The 21,640-nt window shown below is 38.3% G+C and carries 29 protein-coding genes; 22 read left to right on the forward strand and 7 right to left on the reverse strand.

Annotated elements, in window-relative coordinates:
* Positions 1 to 30: 30 nt before the first annotated feature.
* Both J4G36_RS01900 and J4G36_RS01905 read right to left on the reverse strand, forming a co-directional pair.
* Positions 31 to 831 (reverse strand): cytochrome c oxidase assembly protein, encoded by an 801-nt coding sequence (locus J4G36_RS01900; RefSeq protein ID WP_210468129.1) that lies wholly within the window; start codon positions 829 to 831, stop codon positions 31 to 33.
* Entirely contained in the window at positions 824 to 1,321 is a 498-nt protein-coding gene (locus tag J4G36_RS01905; RefSeq protein WP_210470383.1) for a DUF2243 domain-containing protein, read from the reverse strand. The genes J4G36_RS01900 and J4G36_RS01905 overlap by 8 nt, the downstream gene beginning before the upstream one ends.
* Before the next feature lie 209 nt (positions 1,322 to 1,530).
* Here J4G36_RS01905 and J4G36_RS01910 point away from each other — a divergent pair, with 209 nt between their 5' ends.
* From J4G36_RS01910 to J4G36_RS01950, 9 genes are all read left to right on the forward strand, one after another.
* The gene (locus J4G36_RS01910; RefSeq protein WP_210468130.1) at positions 1,531 to 1,791 is read left to right on the forward strand and encodes a metal-sensitive transcriptional regulator; all 261 of its coding nucleotides are present in this window, start codon (positions 1,531 to 1,533) and stop codon (positions 1,789 to 1,791) included.
* Positions 1,792 to 1,928: 137 nt separating this feature from the next.
* Positions 1,929 to 2,408, forward strand: coding sequence for a DsrE/DsrF/DrsH-like family protein (locus J4G36_RS01915; RefSeq protein ID WP_210468131.1), 480 nt, complete (start codon positions 1,929 to 1,931; stop codon positions 2,406 to 2,408).
* Positions 2,409 to 2,434: 26 nt separating this feature from the next.
* Positions 2,435 to 2,803: a rhodanese-like domain-containing protein gene (locus tag J4G36_RS01920; RefSeq protein ID WP_210468132.1), complete on the forward strand. Its 369-nt coding sequence runs from the start codon at positions 2,435 to 2,437 to the stop codon at positions 2,801 to 2,803.
* Between the two features lie 16 nt (positions 2,804 to 2,819).
* Positions 2,820 to 3,116: a rhodanese-like domain-containing protein gene (locus tag J4G36_RS01925; protein ID WP_210468133.1), complete on the forward strand. Its 297-nt coding sequence runs from the start codon at positions 2,820 to 2,822 to the stop codon at positions 3,114 to 3,116.
* A gap of 53 nt (positions 3,117 to 3,169) precedes the next feature.
* On the forward strand, positions 3,170 to 3,739 hold the full coding sequence (locus J4G36_RS01930) for a sulfurtransferase TusA family protein (RefSeq protein ID WP_210468134.1): 570 nt from the start codon (positions 3,170 to 3,172) through the stop codon (positions 3,737 to 3,739).
* Between the two features lie 22 nt (positions 3,740 to 3,761).
* Entirely contained in the window at positions 3,762 to 4,889 is a 1,128-nt protein-coding gene (locus J4G36_RS01935) for an MBL fold metallo-hydrolase (RefSeq protein ID WP_210468135.1), read from the forward strand.
* Positions 4,890 to 4,917: 28 nt separating this feature from the next.
* Positions 4,918 to 5,145, forward strand: coding sequence for a sulfurtransferase TusA family protein (locus J4G36_RS01940; protein ID WP_210468136.1), 228 nt, complete (start codon positions 4,918 to 4,920; stop codon positions 5,143 to 5,145).
* 59 nt (positions 5,146 to 5,204) lie between these two features.
* Positions 5,205 to 5,984 (forward strand): sulfite exporter TauE/SafE family protein, encoded by a 780-nt coding sequence (locus tag J4G36_RS01945; RefSeq protein WP_210468137.1) that lies wholly within the window; start codon positions 5,205 to 5,207, stop codon positions 5,982 to 5,984.
* A 120-nt stretch (positions 5,985 to 6,104) separates the two neighbouring features.
* The gene (locus J4G36_RS01950) at positions 6,105 to 6,755 is read left to right on the forward strand and encodes a plasmid pRiA4b ORF-3 family protein (RefSeq protein ID WP_210468138.1); all 651 of its coding nucleotides are present in this window, start codon (positions 6,105 to 6,107) and stop codon (positions 6,753 to 6,755) included.
* Positions 6,756 to 6,808: 53 nt separating this feature from the next.
* Here J4G36_RS01950 and J4G36_RS01955 read toward each other — a convergent pair whose 3' ends face one another.
* On the reverse strand, positions 6,809 to 7,345 hold the full coding sequence (locus J4G36_RS01955; protein WP_210468139.1) for a recombinase family protein: 537 nt from the start codon (positions 7,343 to 7,345) through the stop codon (positions 6,809 to 6,811).
* 117 nt (positions 7,346 to 7,462) lie between these two features.
* Here J4G36_RS01955 and J4G36_RS01960 point away from each other — a divergent pair, with 117 nt between their 5' ends.
* From J4G36_RS01960 to J4G36_RS01975, 4 genes are all read left to right on the forward strand, one after another.
* A complete protein-coding gene (locus J4G36_RS01960) occupies positions 7,463 to 8,872 on the forward strand; it encodes a SulP family inorganic anion transporter (protein ID WP_210468140.1) in 1,410 nt (469 codons plus the stop codon).
* A gap of 14 nt (positions 8,873 to 8,886) precedes the next feature.
* Positions 8,887 to 9,300 (forward strand): universal stress protein, encoded by a 414-nt coding sequence (locus J4G36_RS01965; RefSeq protein WP_210468141.1) that lies wholly within the window; start codon positions 8,887 to 8,889, stop codon positions 9,298 to 9,300.
* Positions 9,301 to 9,428: 128 nt separating this feature from the next.
* Entirely contained in the window at positions 9,429 to 10,961 is a 1,533-nt protein-coding gene (locus tag J4G36_RS01970; protein ID WP_210468142.1) for a DEAD/DEAH box helicase, read from the forward strand.
* Positions 10,962 to 11,209: 248 nt separating this feature from the next.
* The gene (locus J4G36_RS01975; protein ID WP_210468143.1) at positions 11,210 to 11,992 is read left to right on the forward strand and encodes a YqhG family protein; all 783 of its coding nucleotides are present in this window, start codon (positions 11,210 to 11,212) and stop codon (positions 11,990 to 11,992) included.
* 208 nt (positions 11,993 to 12,200) lie between these two features.
* Here J4G36_RS01975 and J4G36_RS01980 read toward each other — a convergent pair whose 3' ends face one another.
* Positions 12,201 to 12,701, reverse strand: coding sequence for a methylated-DNA--[protein]-cysteine S-methyltransferase (locus J4G36_RS01980; protein WP_210468144.1), 501 nt, complete (start codon positions 12,699 to 12,701; stop codon positions 12,201 to 12,203).
* A 110-nt stretch (positions 12,702 to 12,811) separates the two neighbouring features.
* On the opposite strand from J4G36_RS01980, the gene J4G36_RS01985 reads away from it, so the two are divergent.
* On the forward strand, positions 12,812 to 13,516 hold the full coding sequence (locus J4G36_RS01985; protein ID WP_368668710.1) for a VCBS repeat-containing protein: 705 nt from the start codon (positions 12,812 to 12,814) through the stop codon (positions 13,514 to 13,516).
* A 109-nt stretch (positions 13,517 to 13,625) separates the two neighbouring features.
* Positions 13,626 to 13,877 carry a hypothetical protein gene (locus tag J4G36_RS01990; RefSeq protein WP_210468145.1) on the forward strand — a complete coding sequence of 84 codons (252 nt, stop codon included), beginning with the start codon at positions 13,626 to 13,628 and terminating at the stop codon, positions 13,875 to 13,877.
* Between the two features lie 70 nt (positions 13,878 to 13,947).
* Here the strand turns inward: J4G36_RS01990 and J4G36_RS01995 are convergent, their stop codons facing one another.
* Entirely contained in the window at positions 13,948 to 14,220 is a 273-nt protein-coding gene (locus J4G36_RS01995; protein WP_210468149.1) for an alpha/beta-type small acid-soluble spore protein, read from the reverse strand.
* 165 nt (positions 14,221 to 14,385) lie between these two features.
* Between J4G36_RS01995 and J4G36_RS02000 the strand changes: the two genes are divergently transcribed.
* From J4G36_RS02000 to J4G36_RS02010, 3 genes are all read left to right on the forward strand, one after another.
* Positions 14,386 to 15,855: a protein adenylyltransferase SelO gene (locus J4G36_RS02000; RefSeq protein WP_210468151.1), complete on the forward strand. Its 1,470-nt coding sequence runs from the start codon at positions 14,386 to 14,388 to the stop codon at positions 15,853 to 15,855.
* A gap of 222 nt (positions 15,856 to 16,077) precedes the next feature.
* Complete coding sequence (locus tag J4G36_RS02005) at positions 16,078 to 16,344, forward strand: hypothetical protein (RefSeq protein ID WP_210468153.1); 267 nt, start codon at positions 16,078 to 16,080, stop codon at positions 16,342 to 16,344.
* A gap of 67 nt (positions 16,345 to 16,411) precedes the next feature.
* Positions 16,412 to 17,110: a general stress protein gene (locus tag J4G36_RS02010; protein WP_210468154.1), complete on the forward strand. Its 699-nt coding sequence runs from the start codon at positions 16,412 to 16,414 to the stop codon at positions 17,108 to 17,110.
* Between the two features lie 122 nt (positions 17,111 to 17,232).
* Here J4G36_RS02010 and J4G36_RS02015 read toward each other — a convergent pair whose 3' ends face one another.
* Entirely contained in the window at positions 17,233 to 17,988 is a 756-nt protein-coding gene (locus tag J4G36_RS02015) for a hypothetical protein (protein WP_210468161.1), read from the reverse strand.
* A 323-nt stretch (positions 17,989 to 18,311) separates the two neighbouring features.
* On the opposite strand from J4G36_RS02015, the gene J4G36_RS02020 reads away from it, so the two are divergent.
* Both J4G36_RS02020 and J4G36_RS02025 read left to right on the forward strand, forming a co-directional pair.
* Positions 18,312 to 19,187 (forward strand): hypothetical protein, encoded by an 876-nt coding sequence (locus J4G36_RS02020; RefSeq protein WP_210468163.1) that lies wholly within the window; start codon positions 18,312 to 18,314, stop codon positions 19,185 to 19,187.
* Between the two features lie 136 nt (positions 19,188 to 19,323).
* Positions 19,324 to 19,641, forward strand: a complete 318-nt coding sequence (locus J4G36_RS02025) for a hypothetical protein (protein ID WP_210468168.1) — start codon at positions 19,324 to 19,326, stop codon at positions 19,639 to 19,641.
* A gap of 82 nt (positions 19,642 to 19,723) precedes the next feature.
* Here J4G36_RS02025 and J4G36_RS02030 read toward each other — a convergent pair whose 3' ends face one another.
* Complete coding sequence (locus J4G36_RS02030) at positions 19,724 to 20,164, reverse strand: SRPBCC family protein (RefSeq protein ID WP_210468169.1); 441 nt, start codon at positions 20,162 to 20,164, stop codon at positions 19,724 to 19,726.
* Positions 20,165 to 20,324: 160 nt separating this feature from the next.
* Here J4G36_RS02030 and J4G36_RS02035 point away from each other — a divergent pair, with 160 nt between their 5' ends.
* Positions 20,325 to 20,963 (forward strand): hypothetical protein, encoded by a 639-nt coding sequence (locus J4G36_RS02035; RefSeq protein ID WP_210468170.1) that lies wholly within the window; start codon positions 20,325 to 20,327, stop codon positions 20,961 to 20,963.
* A gap of 19 nt (positions 20,964 to 20,982) precedes the next feature.
* Positions 20,983 to 21,567 (forward strand): hypothetical protein, encoded by a 585-nt coding sequence (locus J4G36_RS02040; RefSeq protein WP_210468173.1) that lies wholly within the window; start codon positions 20,983 to 20,985, stop codon positions 21,565 to 21,567.
* Positions 21,568 to 21,640: the final 73 nt, after the last annotated feature.

The raw sequence follows: 21,640 nt of genomic DNA on the forward strand, positions 1-21,640 counted from the left end.
GAACAAATGGCTGATTGTTTTTTATTTAAATTATGCCGCTGTCCTAACTGCAATATTCTTGCGCGGCCGAACAGATTGATACCAGTGTCTAAATAGGATAAAAATTAATAAAAGATCAACCGCATCACCGCCGTAATACATAAACATCGCACCAATTCTTGCTTGTTCTATTGGAACGCCTTCCGGTGGATACGCGTAAATGAATTTTGACAGGATACCATGTCCTGCAAGCGCTAGAATAAAGACGGAAGTTCTGAACGGGAAACTGAAACGATGAAAAACCGGATCAATATAAACGAGTGAAATTGTAAACAAATAACCAGCGATGAAAACGTGAATATGCACGATGACATGTAACAAAAGGTTTTCGTGCATTGCTGTAAATAAGTTAGTCGTGTAAAGGAGCCACAATCCACCAATGTTCAAGATGGAGGCGACAATAGGGTGGCTAAAGAATCGAATGGGTTGGCTTCTTAAAATTCGGCTGAGTTTTCTTGCAGTGTGGACATTGAGTGTGCGAAGCAATAATGTCATGGGTGCTGCAATTGCAATGAGAAGCGGGGCGAGCATACCAAGCAGTAAATGTCCTACCATGTGAGATGTAAAATCGACATGAGATTGACGTGATAGCGGTCCAACCAATGCAGATGCCGCGGAAAATACACCAGCAACGAAGAAAATTGTACGGAATAAAGGCCAGTTACGAAGGTTCTTTCTACGGTTGGTTACCAGAACAGCCCCGATATAAAGTCCAATCGCAATAAGTGCTGGAGCTCCAAAAAATAGTTCAGTAAAGAGAAAGAAAGCATGATTGCCTGCCGTTTCATGCATGGGAAAACGCTCCTTTACTTTCACGTTGATCACGTTTAGCTGCCATAATCAGACCAATACCAACTATAATCATGATGGCTGCTGAAATGTTCCAGACAAGATCATAGGGTAAAATATCCACATTGTATCGGATTTGATGAATGCGCATTATTTTGTGTTGGATTGTTCCGTCATATAATTGAAAAAACCCGCCCCCAAGCAATTTACCTCCCCACCACATCTTATGCCATAGTGCACCACGCCTTCGCAAGTCGGCAACTAGGTAGAGTCCGCCTACAGTCGCAAACCAGCTAAATGCGTGAAATAGCCCATCTGAAACCAGACCAACGGCGACAGTCGATTTGTCGTAAAACTTATGCCAGTGGAGCAACTGGTGGAAAAGCGTTTCATCGAGAAATGCGACAAAACCTAACCCGAACAAAATGCCTGACCACAAATTTCGACGTGCAAATTTTATTTTGTTTGTTGTATTGAATTTCACATTTTGAATGACTTTCAAATTCCTTGCCTCCAAACATAGAAGTAAGTATCCTCAAAAGTATAGCCGAAAGTAGATAAAGGTAAACGGGTGATTTTTTGTGTTTAAACTCTCATTAACCAATGTGCTGCTATCACGTTTCAAACTATCAACTTGACAAGCATACCCACTGGGGTATAAACTAAGTTTAGATTAGATTTCAAGAACGAGGAGGTTATGAAATGGAATACGATAAAAATGTTATCAATCGGCTAAAAAGAATTGAAGGCCAGATCAAAGGTGTACTTGGAATGATGGAACAAGGAAAAGATTGTCGTGAGGTCGTTACCCAATTATCAGCAGCGCGTACAGCAATCGATCGGACTATGGGAGTTATTGTAAGCACCAATCTTGAACAATGCGTCCGGGAAAGTGTTGAGAAGGGTGAAGACACTGAAAATCTTGTCAAAGAAGCGGTTGAACTTCTCACCAAAAGCAGATAAAGACTTATGTTCATCAAAACTCGGATATCGGGGGTTGACGAACGCTTCTTTTTAATATAGTGTATACCCCTGCAGGTATATTTTTTTGGATCACGACATACCCCGGCGGGTAATTAAGATATTAGGAGGAAGATGAGATGACTGAAAAGAAAAAGACTACAATTGTATTATTTAGTGGTGATTATGATAAGGCAATGGCGGCTTATATTATTGCAAATGGGGCCGCAGCTTATGATCATGAAGTAACCATATTCCATACATTTTGGGGACTAAATGCATTGCGGAAAGATGAACCACTGAAACTAAAAAAGGGATTTCTTGAAAAAATGTTCGGTAAAATGATGCCGAGGGGTGCAGACAAAATGGGATTATCCAATATGAATTTTGCTGGAATGGGTCCTAAAATGATTAAACATGTCATGAAGAAACATAATGCCATGACGCTACCGCAATTAATCGAGATGGCACAGGAACAAGAAGTAAAGCTTATTGCATGTACTATGACAATGGATTTACTAGGGTTACAACAAGAAGAATTATTGGACGAAATTGAATATGCAGGTGTGGCAGCTTATCTAGCTGAAGCAGAAGATGGTCATGTCAATTTATTCATTTAATCAAATAGGGAGGTTTTGATCTAATTATGGTTGGAACTCTTATAAATATACTTTTGCTAGCTGCTGTCATATGGTTTTTCTATAAACGATTGGCTCCGGCTAAAGGTGTTCGAAATATCAGCGCGGCAGAGTTGAAGCCCGAATTAAAAAACAAAGATAAGCAGTTCATTGACGTTCGTACGCCTAATGAATTTAAAGCGAATCACATTAAAGAATTTATAAATATGCCATTAGCAACGCTTCATAATCAAGCCAGAGACTTATCTCGTGATAAAGAAGTATTTTTGATTTGCCAAAGTGGTATGAGAAGTATCAATGCGAGTAAAGTATTAAAAAAGATGGGATTTAAATACATTACAAACGTAAAAGGCGGAATGAGCGCTTGGCGCAACTAAAGGAGGAAGATTCATCATGAAGGAAATTTCAGCAAATCAAGTAGAAACTTTATTGAATGAACATGCACCAATAAATCTTATCGATGTGCGCGAGGTGGACGAAGTAAAAGTTGGAAAGATACCAGGTGCAATCCATATACCCTTAGGGTTAGTAGAATTCAAGAAGCAAGACTTGGATAAATCCAAAGAATATATACTGGTTTGTCGTTCCGGAGGTAGAAGTGGCCAGGCAACAAAATTTCTAGAAGATTATGGATTTAACGTAACGAACATGACTGGCGGAATGCTTGAGTGGAACGGTCCGACAGAATAAAAAATTTAACTATTTATATACCCCTAAGGGTAATTGGACAGGAGGAATAAACGATGATTCAAACAAATTTAGTATTAGATGCAATCGGATTGGCATGCCCAATGCCAATTGTGAAAACTAAAAAGGCAATGAAAGATTTGGAATCGGGAGAGGTATTGGAGATTCAAGCAACAGACAAAGGATCAACAGCAGATTTAAAAGCATGGGCGGAGCGCACAGGGCATCAATACTTGGGAACATTAGAAAAAGAATCAGTTTTAAAGCATTATCTTCGTAAAGCAAGTGATGAAGAAAAAGAAGAAATGAAACATCCACATGTCATTCAAAATGAAGAGTTGCAACAAAAGCTAAAAGAGAACCACAACGCAGTGGTCTTGGATGTACGTGAATCAGCCGAATATGCGTTTAATCATATTCCAAATGCAAAATCTGTTCCGCTTGGTGAATTGGAAGAATTCATAAATGAGTTCGACAAGGAATCTGAAATTTACGTCGTATGTCGTACGGGTAACCGGAGTGACTTAGCGTCACAAAAATTAACCGAAGTGGGTTTCACAAAAGTGTTTAATGTCGTTCCTGGGATGACTATGTGGACGGGTCCTACAGAGAAATCAGTAAACTAAAAAACTATAGGAGGTATGTAAGATGTCAGTAACAGCTATGACGGCTAAAGAAGTCGCTAAAGAAGTCATCAATAAAGAAGAATTATTTATTTTGGATGTTCGAAATGAAAGTGCCTTTAGTGATTGGAAAATAGAAGGGGATAAAATTGAAATTATAAACGCCCCATACTTTGATTTGCTAGATGGTGTTGAGGAAATCATGGATACAATCCCTAAAAACAAAGAAGTATTAGTTGTATGTGCAAAGGAAGCTTCGTCGATTATGGTTGCTGATATGTTGTCCGACGCTGGGCTTAGCGTTTATTACTTACAAGGTGGCATGAAGGCATGGAGTGAACATTTAGAACACGTAAAAGTTGGAAAATTATCAAATGGCGGCGAAATTCACCAATTTGTACGACTTGGTAAAGGTTGCTTGTCTTACATGGTCGTTTCAAACGGCGAAGCAGCGATTATTGATCCAGCACGTATGACAGACATTTACCTCGATTACGCAAATCGTATTGGTGCAAAAATTACGCATGTTTTTGATACACATTTACATGCTGACCATATTTCAGGGGGCAGAGAAATTGCAAAAAAAACCAATGCAAGTTATTGGTTACCTCCGAAAGATGCAACTGAAGTGCAATTTGACTATGAGCCATTAGAAGGCGGTAAATCGATTAAGATAGGAAACACTGCGATAAACATTCATGCACTGTACTCACCGGGACACACGATAGGTTCAACTTCATTTGTCGTAGATGAAAAATATTTACTAACGGGAGATATTTTGTTCATCGATTCCATAGGGAGACCGGATCTCGCAGGTATGGCAGAGGATTGGGTCGGTGATTTAAGAGAAACATTGTATCACCGATATCGTGAACTATCCGATGATTTAATCGTCTTACCTGCTCACTTTATGATTACGAGCGAGTTAAATGAAGATGGAAGTGTAGCCAAACCTTTAGCAACATTATTCGCAGAAAATCATGGATTAAACATTACAGATGAAGCGGCGTTTAGAGAATTGGTAACGGGAAACTTACCTCCTCAGCCAAATGCCTACGAAGAAATCCGTGAAACCAATATGGGGAAAATTACGCCGGATGATGAAAAGCAACGCGAGATGGAAGTTGGACCAAATCGTTGTGCAATTCGATAAAAATGATTACAAATAGGAGAGATGAAAGATGAAAGCAGATATGATAGTAGACGCAACGGGCTTAGCTTGTCCAATGCCAATTGTAAGAACAAAAAGAGCTATGGACAACGTAGAAACTGGTGAAATATTGGAAGTACACGCAACGGATCAAGGATTTAAAGCAGATTTAGCAGCGTGGTCTAAAGTTGGAGGACATGAGGTTTTGGAATCTGTTGAAGAAAATGGTGTACTAAAGTTTTGGGTAAAGAAAGGCTGACAAAGTTTTGGGGAACCTTATCGGATAGGGTTCCCTTCTTTCTTTAGGAGGTTTTAAAAGTGGATTTCACATTTATTATCATCATTTTTTTAATAGGATTTATTGGATCATACATGTCTGGAATGGTTGGAATAGGTGGAGCGATTATTAATTATCCATTGCTTTTATTTATTCCACCGCTATTTGGTTTGGCGGCATTCAGTGCGCATGATGTCTCAGGAATAAGTGCAGTTCAGGTGTTATTTGCATCCATAAGTGGTGTCTTGGCCTATCGAAAAGGCGGTTTTTTGAATAAAAAACTGATCATATATATGGGGGCAGGCGTACTAGTCGGGAGTATTATCGGAAGTCTTGGATCAGGATCCATGACTGAAGAAAGTATTAATATTGTCTATGGAATCCTAGCATTAATAGCTGCAATTATGATGTTTATTCCCAAGAAAGGAATAGACGATACACCTTTGGATCAAGTAACATTTAACAAGTGGCTCGCTATGTTTTTAGCTTTAATTGTCGGTTTAGGTTCAGGAATCGTAGGCGCAGGCGGGGGATTTTTAATCGTCCCAATCATGTTAGTTGTATTAAAAATCCCGACAAGGGTGACGATAGCCTCTTCTTTAGCAATTATTTTTATATCGTCAATTGGTGCAACAGCAGGTAAAATTTCAACCGGGCAAGTTGATTATCTTCCTGCACTAATTCTGGTAATTGCGAGTTTAATAGCCGCTCCTCTTGGTGCTAAAACTGGAAAGAAAATGAATATCAAAGTCCTTCAAATCTTTTTAGCCACGATTATATTACTTACAGCTGTGAAAATTTGGATGGATATATTATTATAGAAAAAGGAAGACCTTTCGTCGATTAATAAACGAAAGGTCTTTTCATTTTTGCTGTGAAATACGTTAGCGTATAAGAAAATTTCAAAATGACGTATGATAAGAAAAAGAGGAGGCTGACTTATGAAAGCATATATTCTAAAACTAACATTTGAAGACATAACGCCACTCATTTGGAGACGTGTGATAATGCCAGCAGATGCTACATTTCATCGTTTGCACCAAACAATTCAAGCTGTCACAAACTTTCAAAGTACGTTATCGCCATACCATTTCTTTGGTGTGACAATCGATGATTACTTTATTACGGATAATGAAGTGATCAGAGCGGACTATGCAGACAACAAGTATTCTTCTAAAAAGGCAAAGGCACCAACTAGTATTAAAATCGATGCGATAATTGAACAGCATGGCGAATTTTTATATACCTATGATTTCGGAGACGATTGGCGGATTCGAGTAGAACTTGAAGAAATTGTTGAAGATTACTATTTTGGCTATCCAACATTACTTGACGGAGAAGGAACAGCGCCTCCTGAAGATGTCGGTGGTCCGCCGGGTTATGAATTGTTCCTAGAAGTGTATCACGACCCTAAACATCCTGATTACCTACATACGAAATCCTGGGCGAAGCAGCAAAATTATAAACCCTACGATGCGGCGCGAATAAATGAATACTTAAAAATGGTTAAAATCAAAAAAACAGAATGGCAGTTGATTGATCATGACAATTATCATGTGCTTTCTGATAAATACCGTGGGCCAGCTAATTGAAGAAATGATAAAGTAGTATAACAAAAGAACGTCCACTGGGCGTTCTTATTTCTTTATCGACTATCTAAATATCGATATAAAGTCGATTTACTAATGCCCGTAGCTTCTTTTATGTCATATAGCGTATAGTTCTTGCTATCATACATGGCGAATGCGCGTTGTAAATTTTCATCTGACTTTCGCGGACGACCAATCGATTTGCCCTGTTGTTTCGCAACTTGCAGTGTGAAAGTCGAAGAATGGCTTAAAAAAGTCGATTGCAACCCCGCGAAAAATGTCGCTCCTTGAAGTAATGTAGCCTCATGAATCGTGTGATTAGATTGTTGTTCATCAATGAAATGAATCCTAATTTGATCGCGTTCGGCGAGTCGTAAAATATCTAAAAGTTGCTGAAGTGAATCAGCTAATACTTCAATGTTTTGAACAAATAGCTCGTCTCCTGGTTGCACAGTCATCAATAATTGTTCAAGTTCTGTCCTTTTCTTCGCGAGCCCATGTGTTTCTTTATATAATTTATCAATGATCATATTATTCAATTGATTAGTGCATTGTTGATCCATAACAATTGGTCGGATGTATCCGTATTTCATTATTTTCTCCTATCTTCCCAAAAGTATTAGTTTTTGGGAATAGAAATGGTATACTATAAACATTCTACCATTGCTATTAGATTAAATGTAGCTTACTGATTATGAAAGGGGAACAAGATGCATACTTTAAAACAACATTGGTTTGGGAATGTGCGCGCCGATATTTTAGCAGGTATCGTTGTTGGACTTGCGCTCATTCCTGAAGCATTGGCTTTTGCGTTCATTGTGGGCGTTGATCCACGTGTCGCTTTATATGCTTCATTTACAATTGCAGTCATTACTTCATTTGTTGGCGGACGTCCTGGATTGATTTCGGCGGCAACAGGTGCGATGGCGTTAGTACTTGTCAGCTTGATGGCCAACCATGGCTTGCAATATGTACTCGCGGCAACTATTTTGACAGGAATTATTCAATTTATACTAGGGTTATTTGGTGTCGCTAATTTGATGCGTTTCATACCGAACTCCGTCATGCTTGGCTTTGTGAATGCACTCGGGATTATGATTTTCATCACGCAAATGCCGTATTTACTTGGAGCAGGTAAGATGACTTATGTATTTGCACTCATTACATTAATATTGGTGTACGTGATTCCGAGATTTTTCACATATATTCCCGCACCGTTGATAGCTATAGTGGTAATGACAAGTATTGCGCTAATAAGTGGCGTGAAATTGCAAACAATTGGCGACTTAGGAACGATGCCAAATACGTTGCCAGTTTTCTTTTTGCCAGACATTCCGCTTAATTTTGAAACAATAAAAATTATATTACCTTATGCATTGGCGTTATCAGTTGTCGGCCTATTGGAATCGCTTCTTACATCCCAAGTATTGGATGACATGACGGACACGCCGAGCAATAAAAACACGGAAGCGCGTGGACAAGGTATTGCAAACTTCGTAACTGGTTTTTTCGGCGGGATGGCAGGTTGTGCGTTAATTGGACAATCTGTTATCAATATTAAATCAGGCGGACGAGGGCGTTTATCAACATTGACGGCGGGTGTATTTTTGATGTTTTTAATCATCGTTTTAGGCGATGTTGTCGCAGATATACCGATGCCAGTTCTTGTCGGTGTGATGATTATGGTGAGTGCGACAACCTTCAATTGGGGTTCATTCAAATTTTTGAAACAAGCACCCAAATCGGAGTCGTTAGTCATGCTTATCACCGTCGCCATTATTTTGTATACGCATAACTTAGCAATCGGCGTTGTCGCTGGAGTAATTATTAGCGCGCTTTTCTTTGTTGCAAAAATTTCGCGTGTGTCAGTCTTGCAGGACGAAAATCAATACAAAGTAAAAGGGCCTTTGTTTTTCGCATCAACGACTAAGTTTATACAGTCCTTTGACCATGTTACCGAAAATGCGGTTGTTATTAATTTCGAAAACAGTCAAATTTGGGATGAATCTGCTGTTGCTGCGATTATTAAAGTGAAACAGAAACTTGAACAAAAGGGCGTAGCTGTACAAATCCATGGGTTAAATTCTTCAAGTGAACAATTATATCAACAATTCACATAAGGGGGAATGATAAAATGAAAATTGCTGTAGCAGTTGACGGATCAGACAATGCCTTACGTGCCGCCGAACATGCAATTATGCTCGCACAATATATACCTGAGTCAAATTTGGAAGTAATTTACGTCGCAGATTATAATAAAGCGAAAGATGAACGTTTGTTAGCACAAAGTCCAGAAAGCTTAGCTTTAAATCGTGAACAAAAGGTATCACCTGTTGAAAAGCTTGCGAGTTCTGCAGGTGTAAAGATAAAGAGTACGATGTTAAAAGGAAAGCCGAGTCAAGAGATAATAAAGTATGTGAAAGATCATTCAATTGATCAACTCGTTATCGGAAGCCGCGGTTTAAATGCATTTCAAGAAATGGTTCTCGGTAGTGTAAGCCACAAAGTCGTAAAGCACGCAAACTGTCCAGTTACGATTGTTAAATAATAATTCGAAGCGACTACTATCTGTAGTTCGCTTTTTTTTTTGGAAATTTTATATCTTTATAATTTAACATAGGAATTTCATTTTTGGACAACCTAACCAGGAAGTAAACGTCGAATGGGGTGATATTTTTGATTATTGAAAGATCGTCTGAATGGAAAGATGGCTTAACGGAACGGCTAGAGAATCGCGCTGAATGGGATAGTTGGAAGTTATATAATATGAGTTATGAAATTGCAAAAATGAACTTGATAACAGATTTCCAAGGTCTTCAATCACCAAGATATTTACCTGAACTGACTCCGCTAGCTCATCAGTTGGAAGTTGCGGAAACGGTTATTGAAAGAATGAACGGGAAAGCAATTCTGGCGGATGAAGTCGGGCTCGGTAAAACCATCGAAGCGGGATTAATCTTAAAAGAGTATTTGATCCGAGGTCTTGTAAAAAAGGCGTTGATTTTGGTTCCAGCTTCGCTGGTCAATCAATGGATTGATGAATTAAATCAAAAATTTCACATTCCTGCTTTGCAGTATAAGAAAAATTATGATTTAAATTATTGCTCAGTCGTCGTCATGAGTTTGGATACGGCAAAAAGAAGTCCGCATAGAGAGAGAATTTACGAACAAGACTTTGATTTAATCATCATTGATGAAGCCCATAAATTAAAGAACCATAAAACGCAAAGTTATGAGTTCGTTCAAAATTTAAAGAAAAAGTTTTGTTTGTTATTAACGGCTACCCCTATTCAAAATAATGTGTTCGAACTGTTTTATCTCATCTCTTTATTGAAACCTGGCCATCTTGGGAATTATGAATCGTTTCAAGCTTCATTTTCCGCAAGTAAACACAATGTAGAGCATGATGAATACTTAAAAGAATTGGTTAATCAAGTTATGGTCAGAAATAGAAGAGAAGATACTGGAATTGAATGGACAAATCGAAATGTAGAAATAATACCTATCAGTTTTACGAAGGAAGAGCGAGATGTATACGACCTGATTTCTGAACTTAAAAATGTTTCGACTGTATTTTCGGATGCCTTTTCTTTGATTACGCTGCAGAGGGAAATGTGTAGCAGTAAGGAAGCGACGGCTTTAACGTTAACAAATATGCTTGAAAGATGCACGGAACCGGAAGATATCTCTTATATAGAAGAAATCATTGGAAAGCTAATGGAACTTGAGATAAATTCAAAAGCGGAAAAGGCTTATGAAATTATTTCTCGTGTTAAAGGTGATAAGGTAATTATCTTTACCGAATACCGGGGAAGTCAAACCTATTTACAGTGGTATTTACAATCAAAAGGAATTACAAGCGTTACTTTTAACGGTCAATTCAGCAAAAGTAAACGTGAATGGATGAAGCAACTGTTTGAGCAAAAAGCACAAGTGTTGATTGCGACGGAGTCGGGTAGTGAAGGGATTAACCTCCAGTTTTGTCATCATGTCATAAATTACGATCTGCCGTGGAATCCAATGAAGTTAGAGCAACGTATAGGTCGTGTCCATCGGCTAGGTCAGGAACACGATGTTAATATCTACAATTTAGCGATTCAGAATACAATCGAGGATCATATATTGGATTTGCTGTATATTAAAATCGGCGTTTTTGAACAAGTGGTGGGCGAGTTGGATGATATTTTGTCCCGTGTTAACGTGCCGTAAGAAGTAACAACGGCACGTAAACACCCGATTGGTTCAACTAACAATAAATGGGGAAGTGCGTCCCATTTATTGAAGTTTCACTGTATCCCGTGTTAACGTGCCGTAGAAGTTCATCAACGACACGTAGGTGCGGAGGAATAAAGTTCGATTCCTCCCTACCCGATTGGTTCAACTAATAATAAATAGGGAAGTGCGACCCATTTATTGAAGTTTCACTTTATCCCGTGTTAAAGAAGAGGAGGGAGTAGATGTTTCCGCAACAAATTCACGGTTATTTAAGAGAGCTCTTCAAGGAAAACGATTGCCAAGTGTTAACTGATAAAGAGCATTACCTGACTGTCCAATTAACAATTGATATGGATAAAAGGATTATGAATCGACCCTTTTATTGGCAGTACGTGGAAAGTACGAATGGTGTGCCGTGCCCAGCGCAAATCACTTTAATAACAGATAAAAACAGGCTAGTTGACGATGTTAAAGGGGAAATTGTGCATTTCGGTTCCCCGCGGCTTAGTAAGCTACTCCAAACAATTAAAGAATTAGGTTCATTTGTATTGATGTACGAGAAGATATCCGATAAATTTGGTTCGCAAAGCATTTTAACGCCATGGTTAGGCGTGAATTATAAGCTTTCGTATTATAGTGATCAAACGAAAGAAACCTTATATTCATTGGGGATTAACTTAATGACTGGTGAACTCATTGACGGATTTCAGGAATCGATAAGTGACGTGGATTTGGATGTAAATATGTCGGAAAACACGTTCAACTTACCGTATATTATAACCCCTGCTCGGGCACTTGAACGTTTGGATGCCATAATCGACAATATTATTGAACAAGATGATCATACATGGGCGGAAGAAGCAAAAATGAGGTGGGAAAAGGATCGCAAAGTATTGGAGTATTTCTATGAAGGGGTAGAGGATAGGCCAGAGAGTTATGACATCGAAAAAGAAGCAATGGACCAACAATATGAAGCAAGGATTAAAATTGAAATCATCAATGGTGGATTATTTTATTTGAAATGACATGTCGCTTTTCTTTTAGGCAGAATCATGGAATGTATTTATGGGATAATCGACATATAATAGGGAAATCTGAACGTCTGAGAAACTCCTTTTAAAGAAAAGCGAGCGGTCAGTATTAGCGTGTAATGAAATAACCACCCTCCTTACGTGGTCGATCGTTAGCGGAGGGGGGTTATTTCTTTTTGCTGGAGAAGGTGTTCCGTTCGCATCAGCTTTCAATATCAAGCAACTGCACTTTCATATCCAGTCCGCCACGAAAGCCGGTTAAAGAGCCGTTTTTTCCAATTACTCGATGACAAGGAACGACAATCAGCATGGGATTGGCTCCGATTGCTGTTCCAACGGCGCGTACAGCTTTTGGATTTCCGATACGTTCCGCAATCGTTGAATAAGATACTGTTTTACCAAAAGGTATTTCCAGTAATGCTTGCCAAACAGATTGCTGAAATGGCGTTCCATGCAAGTCAGTGCTCGTCGTAAATTCCTTCCGCTGACCGTCTAAAAACTCCATCATTTCCTGTGCGTAGCATTTCAGTGTCTCCTTCTCTTCCACTAAAAAATACCCAGGCAATCGCTTCATAGCCCATTTCTCAAAGTCATCAAAATCCTCGTTTTGCGTTCCCACATAGCAAAGTCCTTGGTCTGTCGCAGCCAAGTATAAATCCCATTGACCATGTTTAAGCCGCATCCATGCAATTCTATTATCCATTTATGGGCACCCCATTAATCACTTTTCTTCTATTATAACAGGATGAAGAAATGAAAGCTGATTAGCATACATTACAATTAACGGCGTTTGTATGAATAGGGGGAGTTAATGTGAATAGCAACCGTACATTGTTGGACTGGAAAATTGCAGATGTCACTGGTGACGGTATTTTAGATAACGTCTATCTATATGGGAATGTCGATGCACAACTGGGTAACTTAGCCGATAACATCACACTTTTTATTCAAGATGGGCGGTCAAATAAAAAAACAACCATCCCGCTCGAAAGTACGGCCGGCTATAATGCACGGCTTTTTCTTGGGGATTTCAATAAAGACAATATTGCTGATATTATGATCAGCGCTGATACGGGTGGTAGCGGCGGTTATGGAATCTTTTATATTTATTCATACAGAAACAACATTTTAAAAGAACTATTTGATGTTGATAAATACAATGCAAAGTACTTATTCAATGTAAATTATGAAGATTATTATAAGGTTAATGTTGAAAACCGACAGCTAAATAAATTATTCAAGATAGACATCAGTAACAAAGGAGCCGATTATTTATCGCAGTTTTATGATGAAGAAGGTAAATTGAAGGAACCATTTCTTGGCGGGGCTTTGGGCATTAGCGCCTTGAATCCAATCATTACAAATAATAAAAGCTACAATTATGACATACTAGCATTCCAACGGATTATTGGAACGGTTAATGGCGATACCTTGGGCTATATTGAAAATTTATTGACATGGAACGGCAATCAATTCGTATCAAAGTGGTTATCTCTTTTAACTTCAAGTGAAAATTAGATTCCATTTCCACTTAATTTTGATAACGCCTTCATCTCCTGTAAATAACGTATACTGTCCTCATATAAGCGAATACTACAGTTGATTACATTAAAAAGGAGTGAGGGAATTGGCGAAAAAAGATAATAAATCGCATCATGATAAGGGCGTACGACTAAATTTGAATCGGCAGGAACACTCGAATAGTTTTATCCAACGACGCGATCCCAGGTTAAATCAGCAACAAATTGCAGAGATAAATTTAGCCCAAAATCATCAAGAAGGAAATGAAAACTTTCGTGAACTTCAATCGCAATTAGCAGAAGCCGCGGAAGAATTTGATCACCAAGATTATTCCCCGCAAAAACCGAAAAAGAAATAATTTAAGAATCATCAAGGAAGTGCCTGGTTACAAAAACCGGCACTTTTCTCTGGTTATTCCTAGAATCCATTCACTTCTTTAACATTTGTTCCTGCGCCATCCGAACCATTTCTTTTACCATATTCCCGCCAATCGGTCCTCCGATTTTACCTGCATTTTCAGCGGTAATTTTACCGTTGTAACCTTTTGTTAAAGGAATACCGAGTTCGTTTGCTATTTCGAATTTTACATCGTCAGGATTGTTCGAATTCACTTTGTATCCATGTTGACGCATAACATCGGCTTTCAGTTTATCCAACTCTTTTCGCGCTTCGGGAACTAATATTTTATTGTTTTTCGCCATTTTCTTTACCTCCTTTTTTCGTAGTATTTCCTGAAATGATTCATTTACTCCCAACGCAGATGATTCGATATCAATATACATAATGCGTATAATCAATCCTGAAAAGTATAGACTTATTATATCGGTATTTCGTAAGTGTAAAATAAATAATTCTAGGAGATTAATATGACAAATATACAAAAAGAAGAAACTGGATGGAATTTAGACAATAGTTATGCTCGTCTGCCGAACATCTTTTTTACTAAGATGGATCCGAATCCTGTAGACGCACCCGAATTGATAATCCTCAATGATTCCCTGGCAATGTCGCTAGGGCTAAATGCCAATACGCTAAAAAGTGAGGAGGGAATTGCAGTATTTGCCGGTAACGGGATTCCTGAAGGTGCATTGCCGCTTGCGCAAGCCTACGCTGGCCATCAATTTGGAAACTTTACGATGTTGGGTGACGGCCGGGCAATGCTCATTGGTGAACAAATAACGCCATCGGGCGAGCGATTTGATATTCAGCTAAAAGGATCAGGGCGTACCCAATATTCTCGCGGTGGCGATGGAAGAGCTGGTATTGGCCCGATGCTGCGAGAATATATTATCAGTGAAGCGATGCATGCACTTGGTATTCCAACAACCCGTAGTTTAGCGGTGGTAACTACAGGAGAAGCCATATTCCGCGAAACCATGTTATCAGGTGCTATATTAACGCGCATTGCCAAAAGTCATTTACGTGTGGGGACGTTTCAATATGCTGCGCAGTGGGGAACGTTTGAAGATCTTCAACAACTGGCCGATTATGCGATACAACGTCATTATCCGGAAATTGAAGCTGACGAAAATCGTTATCTTTCGTTTCTGCAAGCAGTAATTTCTAGACAGGCTGCTTTAATCGCTAAATGGCAATTAGTTGGATTTATCCACGGTGTGATGAATACCGATAACATGGCCATTTGCGGTGAAACAATCGATTACGGTCCTTGCGCTTTCATGGACACGTACGACCCAGCAACTGTTTTCAGTTCAATCGACATTCAAGGTCGTTACGCCTATGGCAATCAACCATCGATAGCCGGATGGAATCTCGCTCGTTTAGCTGAAACGCTCATCCCGCTATTACATGAAGACGAGTCAGAAGCCCTCAAATTAGCGCAAGATACAATTTCAAGATTTCCTGAGGCGTATCAATCGAGTTGGTTGTCTGGCATGAGGCGTAAATTAGGATTATTTAATGAAGAAGACGACGATGCCAGTCTAATCAATCAACTACTTACCATGATGAAAAATCACCAAGCCGATTTCACCAATACATTTCGTGCGTTGACTGTTAATAAATTGACTGATCACAAAATGTTTGGCTCATCAGAATTTACGGAGTGGCATGGCGTATGGCAAGCCAGATTAGAGAGACAACAGGAATCTATAGAATCTTCTTACCAATTAATGCGAGACAGCAATCCAGCAGTCATTCCTCGTAATCATCGCGTCGAAGAAGCACTGGAAGCTGCAGTTGTGCAAGGCGATTATCGTGTGATGAATCAACTTCTGGAAGCTCTTCAAGATCCATACAATTACGCTTCTGCAAATGAAAAATATACAACATTACCTGAATCCACCATTCCATATCAAACTTTTTGTGGGACATGATTTTACAGGAAAAACGTCAAATAACAATCTATTCACAGACACAATTCACATATGAATTAGTGTCTTCTTTTTTCGTTGATACATCAACATTTAAAATGGGAACCTTTATTTGTTTCAATCGAATTAAAGTTAAAGTGTAGGTTAGTTCAAGAAGTATCTTGGGTTTGATTGACGTTGAGTTTAAGTGAGGGAGGGATATATTGGGGATACAATACAGTTCTGATGACTGAAGATCTTTTAGGCGAAAAATTGATATATTACTTTGATAGCTTGGATGTTCAAAAATATATTACATCGTCACCAAGCGGTTGCTTTAGTAAAATAAAGCTAGTAAATATACGTAAAAAGCTTAGAAATCTAAGCTTTTTTATTTGCCAATTTGCTGTTGAAATTATGCTGATTGGTATGATATTTGACACTGTCAGTAGCGTTTTTCTCCCCGTCAACCGAACCAGTCACATAACTATGGGAGGTCCTTTTGTGTTTTAGACTTTGTGACACGGGTATTTATAGACTAAGCACTAAAACTACTAAAATTCTAGGAGGAAATATCAACATGGCAGATAAAAGATTTGTAGGTACATTCCAAACAGAACACGAAGTTTTGAATATAATTGACGAGCTAAAGACAGAAGGCTATTCAGAAGATGATATTTACGTTGTCACAAATGATGAAGATTCACTATCGATTGTTCGAGGACAGACGGATGTCGATTTGGAGTCTCCAGGCGGAAACTGGCTAGATAGATTCATTGCCTTCATTAGTGGAGATGAACCGGTGAAGGCGGCATTTAATGATATGGGACTCACCAAAGAAGAAGCTACTCGTCATTATGAGGAAGTGAAGAATGGGCGCATCTTGTTGTATGTTGACCAAGAATACGGAAGAACAACCTATGACAGGCAGGCGGAATTTCTAGAAAACTATTCCGATCCGAACCTAGGCTCGAACTTGACCACTGGTGATGTAGGCGCAAACGCTACTTTAAATCATGCTAGCCGGAATATCGATACCGAAGTGAATATCGGTGAACATGTTGTCGGGCAAGAACAGTCAGTGGAAGTCCCCGTTTCACGTGAAGAAGTAGATATCGAAAGACGAGCGGTGTATGACGAGACGGCAGCAGGACAAGTTTTCGTTGATGGTGACAACGTACGACATGAAGAGGAAGATTTTGTGAATCAAATTGATAGAGATGCTGAAGATAAATTAGATACGGAGCGTTCACAATACGACCCCCCAAAACGACCGTGACCGACTATGATATCTATGAAATTGAAATTTCTGTAAAATACTAAACCATTCAGTTGAGCGGTACAGGAACTAAATCAAACACCAAACAGAGTCCAAATTCGGATACGAATTGGACTCTTTCTTTACTGTTGTTTCTCGATGATTAATTGACCTTTTTGCTCGTCGACATTGAAAGTGAATTGCTTATTATTTACCAAATTCGCTGAAACTTTTCTTCCTTGATAGCGTTCATCTGCATAAATAAATACATAACCCTCTCTTTCAATAATAACGTAACCTTCACGCTCTCCTTCCTGTAATTCCAATAAGTCATAACCTGCTTTAGAGTAATTAAATAGGGCAATGGCAGGCATATCATCAATAGTTAGTGCAAAGGCTGTCAGCTCACCATCAATCCATTCATCTATTTTAGTTATTTCCGCAAGGTCTTTATTTAACGAATAATGACTTCCATAATACGATTGGATTTCACGCCAAAGTTCTTGCTGTGTCGGATATTCGAGATTTGACCAAGTACCTATTTCTGTTACTTCATCTTTATCGCACCGCAAGATCACACCGATAGTTGGCGTCTCAACATCATTTACATGGAAATCACCAACTGTATATCCGGCTTCATATTGTTCCGGTACAACCGTGAATACCCGATTGGGGTAGTTATTATCTAGATAATCACTTACGATTTCATACGCCTCTGAATGTTTATTCGTTTTCAACGTAGGAAAATAGAGAATATATCCGAAAAATCCTAAGACTAGGATGCTCGTAAACACAATTGCTATTCTTCTTTTCTTTCTAAAAATAAACCACAGAATTGTTATCGCAATTACTACTGCAACTCCAATTAAAAAAAAGTAGATCAGTTCACTTGGACTCATATGATCTCTCCCAACACAAATTTAATTATTTTAAGTGTTCTTCTAAAATCTGGACGGTTTATGGAATATTAAATATATATTTAAACTACTGTTATCATACCAGAATTACCATAAAGATCCTTTCTAAAACGAAAAGCACCGCTAATCGCGATGATGATTGCTGTTCTATTACGAGGTTATTTCGCTTGTTATTTCAAGTATTAAAAAATATATATCAAGGACTTCCAAGTTGTGGTAAAGTGTGAGTATGGCGATAATTCTGTTAACAGTTCAATTTGGCTTTCTTATCAACATTTTTTGATTAAAGAAAGGGGTAATGTTCTATGAGGAGGATAGTGCGTGTATTCTATAGAGACGATAATGGATTTGAAGAGGAAATTCACCTTGGTGAAGTAACAACTCATACGTATACAAATAAGTTGAAACAGAAAATATTTTGTCCGACGGAAAATTGTTCAGCCAGAATTAGTTATAGTGGCGGGAGATACCCGCATTTCAGAACATGGAGATACGATCAACATTCAGTAAATTGTCCTTACTATTTTGCCCGATTTCCTGTTAAGTTGGGTAGAAATCTCACGGATATTGTGCGTGTCGAAATCTCTTATAATAGACGGCAAAATGCCTTAAATGACGCCTATATTCAGATGAATCTATCAGTGGAAGAACGCGAGGCACTAAGAAACAGCAGAATTAAACCTAGAAATAGTGTTAGGGGAATTACTTCTAGAAAAGCTAACGTAAAGGCAGAACAGCTCGTTTTATTTGATAGTGGATTGTATGAAGATGAACTCATTTTCAGAAGAAGAAATATATCAAAGCGATTAGTCGATGGAATTACGGCATCTGACATCGGCGAAATTCGTTTGGTTATGGGGAAGATTACATCAAATATAGTAGATGGCGAAACCGCGGAAATAGTTGTGGAAAATAACAACAAAGTGATTACTGTCGTCTTCGAAGAATCTTTTACAGCCGATCCATATAACAGTAGCTATTTGAATAAATTCTGGGCAATCAATCAAGTTTTAAATCGTGAACGAGTCGTTCAATTCACTGGAATAGGTGATGTACGTAAAAATACCAGAAGTCACAGACTGGAACTAGTCATACACGCTGGAACTGACTTTAGGATAAACAATCGAGATATATCAGCATTAGCAGCACAACTGGCATTAGAGCAATATCGATTGGGGTGAATTGAGGAAAAGTATAAATCTAGGGAAGGTAGCCTGTAATTTTAAGGAGTTTTGCATTTTTATGTCATAGAATTCATAGGATAGAAGAATTACTTTATGCGGAAATAAAAGTAAAAGTTTTCGAAAGGGGAGGTATATGGGGGTACACAATGTTGGGGTTGGAGAACAGGTATTTGTAATTAAGAATAAAGAAGTTCATAAAGGTACTATAGTTAAGTATGTTAGTAAAAATCAACTAAATATCAAGTTAGCTAATCACGCAACGCCAATACGAGTGATTTACGGGATAAGTTTTTTCTTTACAAAGGATAAGGCAGACAGATTTATTGCTTCTTCGATTCTTCAAGAGAAAAAAGAAAATGAAAAGCGACTGGCCAATAAAAAGAAAAAAATCCAGTTATGCAATTCGTGTGCGATTCCGATTGGCCCATTTGGTCATTGTGGTTGCAGTTAACTAAGTCATTATTAATAACGTGAAAAACACGTTCAATCGCAACATGAAACGTGTTTTTTGTGGTTCAACGCTTATTATTCATTTAATGAATTAATGATGCTCTCAAATTGTTTGTGCCATTTTCCAAATACCCCTTTAAACAAGTCAACATGTAAACCCAACCTTCTTTTTGACCTAGCATTTTGTTTACGATTTCGGGATCATCTTCTTTTAACCCGGACTCAATTACCTGGATGATTGTAGTGACTCTATCCAACATTTCTAATTTTATCGTAACGACAGTTTCTTGACCTTCCTCGCCCCATAAGAATACGATTTTTTCATTTTCAAGTACTTCTGATACATAAATCATCCCTTCTGCATTGTATTCATCATATCTCCAAGTAATCGTTTTGCCCTGTACTACTCTTCCTGTTCCCGATGAAAACCAATAATTAGCCATTTTTACTGGGTCTATAATCGCTTCGAATACTTCATTTACCGGTTTTAGGATTTTCATTTTTGTCATAATATCTGTATACATACAAAGTCAACTCTCTTTCAGAATGTTTTATCAAGTATACCATGTGTTATTGAGTCAAATGAATAATTAAAACGAGACCTTTGTGGATATTCGCAAAGGTCTCGTTTAATCATTGTTTACAATAAAGGAGAAGGTAAAAAATGATATGGAGGGGTTTTAATTGAAACAGATTTTGTATATTTTAGGCGTTGCAACTTTATTGATGTTGGCTGGATGTGGTGACATTGATGAAAAAAATGATCGTGAAGTTTCAGCAGCTTCTGATCAGGATTCGGGTGTCGATAGTGAAGAGGATGGCGTCGAAGAAACAGAGCAAGAAGATAAGAAAGAAAAGTCGGTAGGTACCCGTTCAAATCCATTGCCATTTGGAGATACGATTACTGTAAAGGAAAATATTTACGATGACAGTTTTAATTCGTATCCTTCAGCACTTCAACTAACTTTACTAGAAGTAATCCGCGGTGATGAGGCTTGGTCCATTATTGAGAAAGAAAATCAGTTTAATGAACCAGCTGAAGAAGGGTATGAATATGCGCTCGTAAAGGTGAAGGGATTCTTGAAGGATTCAGAAACGGAAGATGATAGCTTATTTTTCTCCTCGTTTAATTTTAATTTTGTTTCAGATGAAGGGGAAGTATATGAGTTAGTTTCAGCTGTAATACCAAACGAACTGCATAAGGAACTCTTTAGTGGCGCAACAGGCGAAGGTTATATTTATAACCAGGTTAGAATCGGTGACGATTTCAAAGTTTCGTATGATTCAAGTGAAGGGTCACCTGTATTCTTTTTGGTGAAATAAAAATTCAGGAGGGTTTTTAATGGAGAAGATTGGTATTTTAGTATCCGCACTCATGTTGCTATTCTTAGTTGCTTGCTCGTCAGATAGTAGCGAAAGTGCAAAGGCTGACACCGGTGAAAAGGTGGCTGTCGATAAAGGAATTGTAAATGTTGAAGTGACATTACCTGCATCGTTTTTTGAAGGGGAAGATATTGAGGAAGCTATTGAAAATGCTAAAGATGAAGGAGTATCAGAGGTTACAAAAAATAGCGATGGATCATTGACTTATAAGATGTCAAAGTCTAAGCATAAAGAAATGATGGCTGAAATAGCTGATAATCTAATAAGTTATGCCGATGAATTGAAAACCGATGAAGATTTTCAATCCATTCAAGATATAAAGTACAATAAATCATTCTCGAAGTTTACGCTAATCGTCGATAAAGAAGCCTTTGAGAATGGTTTTGACGGTTTAGCTGCATTCGGCTTGGCAATGTCTGGGATGTACTATCAAGTCTTTGACGGTGCAGCGCCAGATAAGGTCAAAGTAGAAATTGACTATAAAGATCATATGACCGATGAGGTATTTGAGCGTGTCGTTTATCCCGATGCGTTTGAAGAATAAGAATGCTGTAGTCCACTTTTTTAGTGGGCTTCTTTTTTGTCTTCATAATAGTATCATTTTACTTCATATCAAT

This window comes from Sporosarcina sp. 6E9 (genome assembly GCF_017921835.1).
Taxonomy (GTDB): Bacteria; Bacillota; Bacilli; order Bacillales_A; family Planococcaceae; genus Sporosarcina.

What these genes read in the sequence shown, in the direction of transcription:
- J4G36_RS01900 (WP_210468129.1), bottom strand. Translation starts at nt 831, where the DNA reads ATGCATGAAACGGCAGGCAATCATGCTTTCTTTCTCTTTACTGAACTA.
- J4G36_RS01910 (WP_210468130.1), top strand. Translation starts at nt 1,531, where the DNA reads ATGGAATACGATAAAAATGTTATCAATCGGCTAAAAAGAATTGAAGGC.
- J4G36_RS01915 (WP_210468131.1), top strand. Translation starts at nt 1,929, where the DNA reads ATGACTGAAAAGAAAAAGACTACAATTGTATTATTTAGTGGTGATTAT.
- J4G36_RS01920 (WP_210468132.1), top strand. Translation starts at nt 2,435, where the DNA reads ATGGTTGGAACTCTTATAAATATACTTTTGCTAGCTGCTGTCATATGG.
- J4G36_RS01925 (WP_210468133.1), top strand. Translation starts at nt 2,820, where the DNA reads ATGAAGGAAATTTCAGCAAATCAAGTAGAAACTTTATTGAATGAACAT.
- J4G36_RS01930 (WP_210468134.1), top strand. Translation starts at nt 3,170, where the DNA reads ATGATTCAAACAAATTTAGTATTAGATGCAATCGGATTGGCATGCCCA.
- J4G36_RS01935 (WP_210468135.1), top strand. Translation starts at nt 3,762, where the DNA reads ATGTCAGTAACAGCTATGACGGCTAAAGAAGTCGCTAAAGAAGTCATC.
- J4G36_RS01940 (WP_210468136.1), top strand. Translation starts at nt 4,918, where the DNA reads ATGAAAGCAGATATGATAGTAGACGCAACGGGCTTAGCTTGTCCAATG.
- J4G36_RS01950 (WP_210468138.1), top strand. Translation starts at nt 6,105, where the DNA reads ATGAAAGCATATATTCTAAAACTAACATTTGAAGACATAACGCCACTC.
- J4G36_RS01955 (WP_210468139.1), bottom strand. Translation starts at nt 7,345, where the DNA reads ATGAAATACGGATACATCCGACCAATTGTTATGGATCAACAATGCACT.
- J4G36_RS01960 (WP_210468140.1), top strand. Translation starts at nt 7,463, where the DNA reads ATGCATACTTTAAAACAACATTGGTTTGGGAATGTGCGCGCCGATATT.
- J4G36_RS01965 (WP_210468141.1), top strand. Translation starts at nt 8,887, where the DNA reads ATGAAAATTGCTGTAGCAGTTGACGGATCAGACAATGCCTTACGTGCC.
- J4G36_RS01975 (WP_210468143.1), top strand. Translation starts at nt 11,210, where the DNA reads ATGTTTCCGCAACAAATTCACGGTTATTTAAGAGAGCTCTTCAAGGAA.
- J4G36_RS01980 (WP_210468144.1), bottom strand. Translation starts at nt 12,701, where the DNA reads ATGGATAATAGAATTGCATGGATGCGGCTTAAACATGGTCAATGGGAT.
- J4G36_RS01995 (WP_210468149.1), bottom strand. Translation starts at nt 14,220, where the DNA reads ATGGCGAAAAACAATAAAATATTAGTTCCCGAAGCGCGAAAAGAGTTG.
- J4G36_RS02000 (WP_210468151.1), top strand. Translation starts at nt 14,386, where the DNA reads ATGACAAATATACAAAAAGAAGAAACTGGATGGAATTTAGACAATAGT.
- J4G36_RS02005 (WP_210468153.1), top strand. Translation starts at nt 16,078, where the DNA reads ATGACTGAAGATCTTTTAGGCGAAAAATTGATATATTACTTTGATAGC.
- J4G36_RS02010 (WP_210468154.1), top strand. Translation starts at nt 16,412, where the DNA reads ATGGCAGATAAAAGATTTGTAGGTACATTCCAAACAGAACACGAAGTT.
- J4G36_RS02015 (WP_210468161.1), bottom strand. Translation starts at nt 17,988, where the DNA reads ATGAGTCCAAGTGAACTGATCTACTTTTTTTTAATTGGAGTTGCAGTA.
- J4G36_RS02020 (WP_210468163.1), top strand. Translation starts at nt 18,312, where the DNA reads ATGAGGAGGATAGTGCGTGTATTCTATAGAGACGATAATGGATTTGAA.
- J4G36_RS02025 (WP_210468168.1), top strand. Translation starts at nt 19,324, where the DNA reads ATGGGGGTACACAATGTTGGGGTTGGAGAACAGGTATTTGTAATTAAG.
- J4G36_RS02030 (WP_210468169.1), bottom strand. Translation starts at nt 20,164, where the DNA reads ATGTATACAGATATTATGACAAAAATGAAAATCCTAAAACCGGTAAAT.
- J4G36_RS02040 (WP_210468173.1), top strand. Translation starts at nt 20,983, where the DNA reads ATGGAGAAGATTGGTATTTTAGTATCCGCACTCATGTTGCTATTCTTA.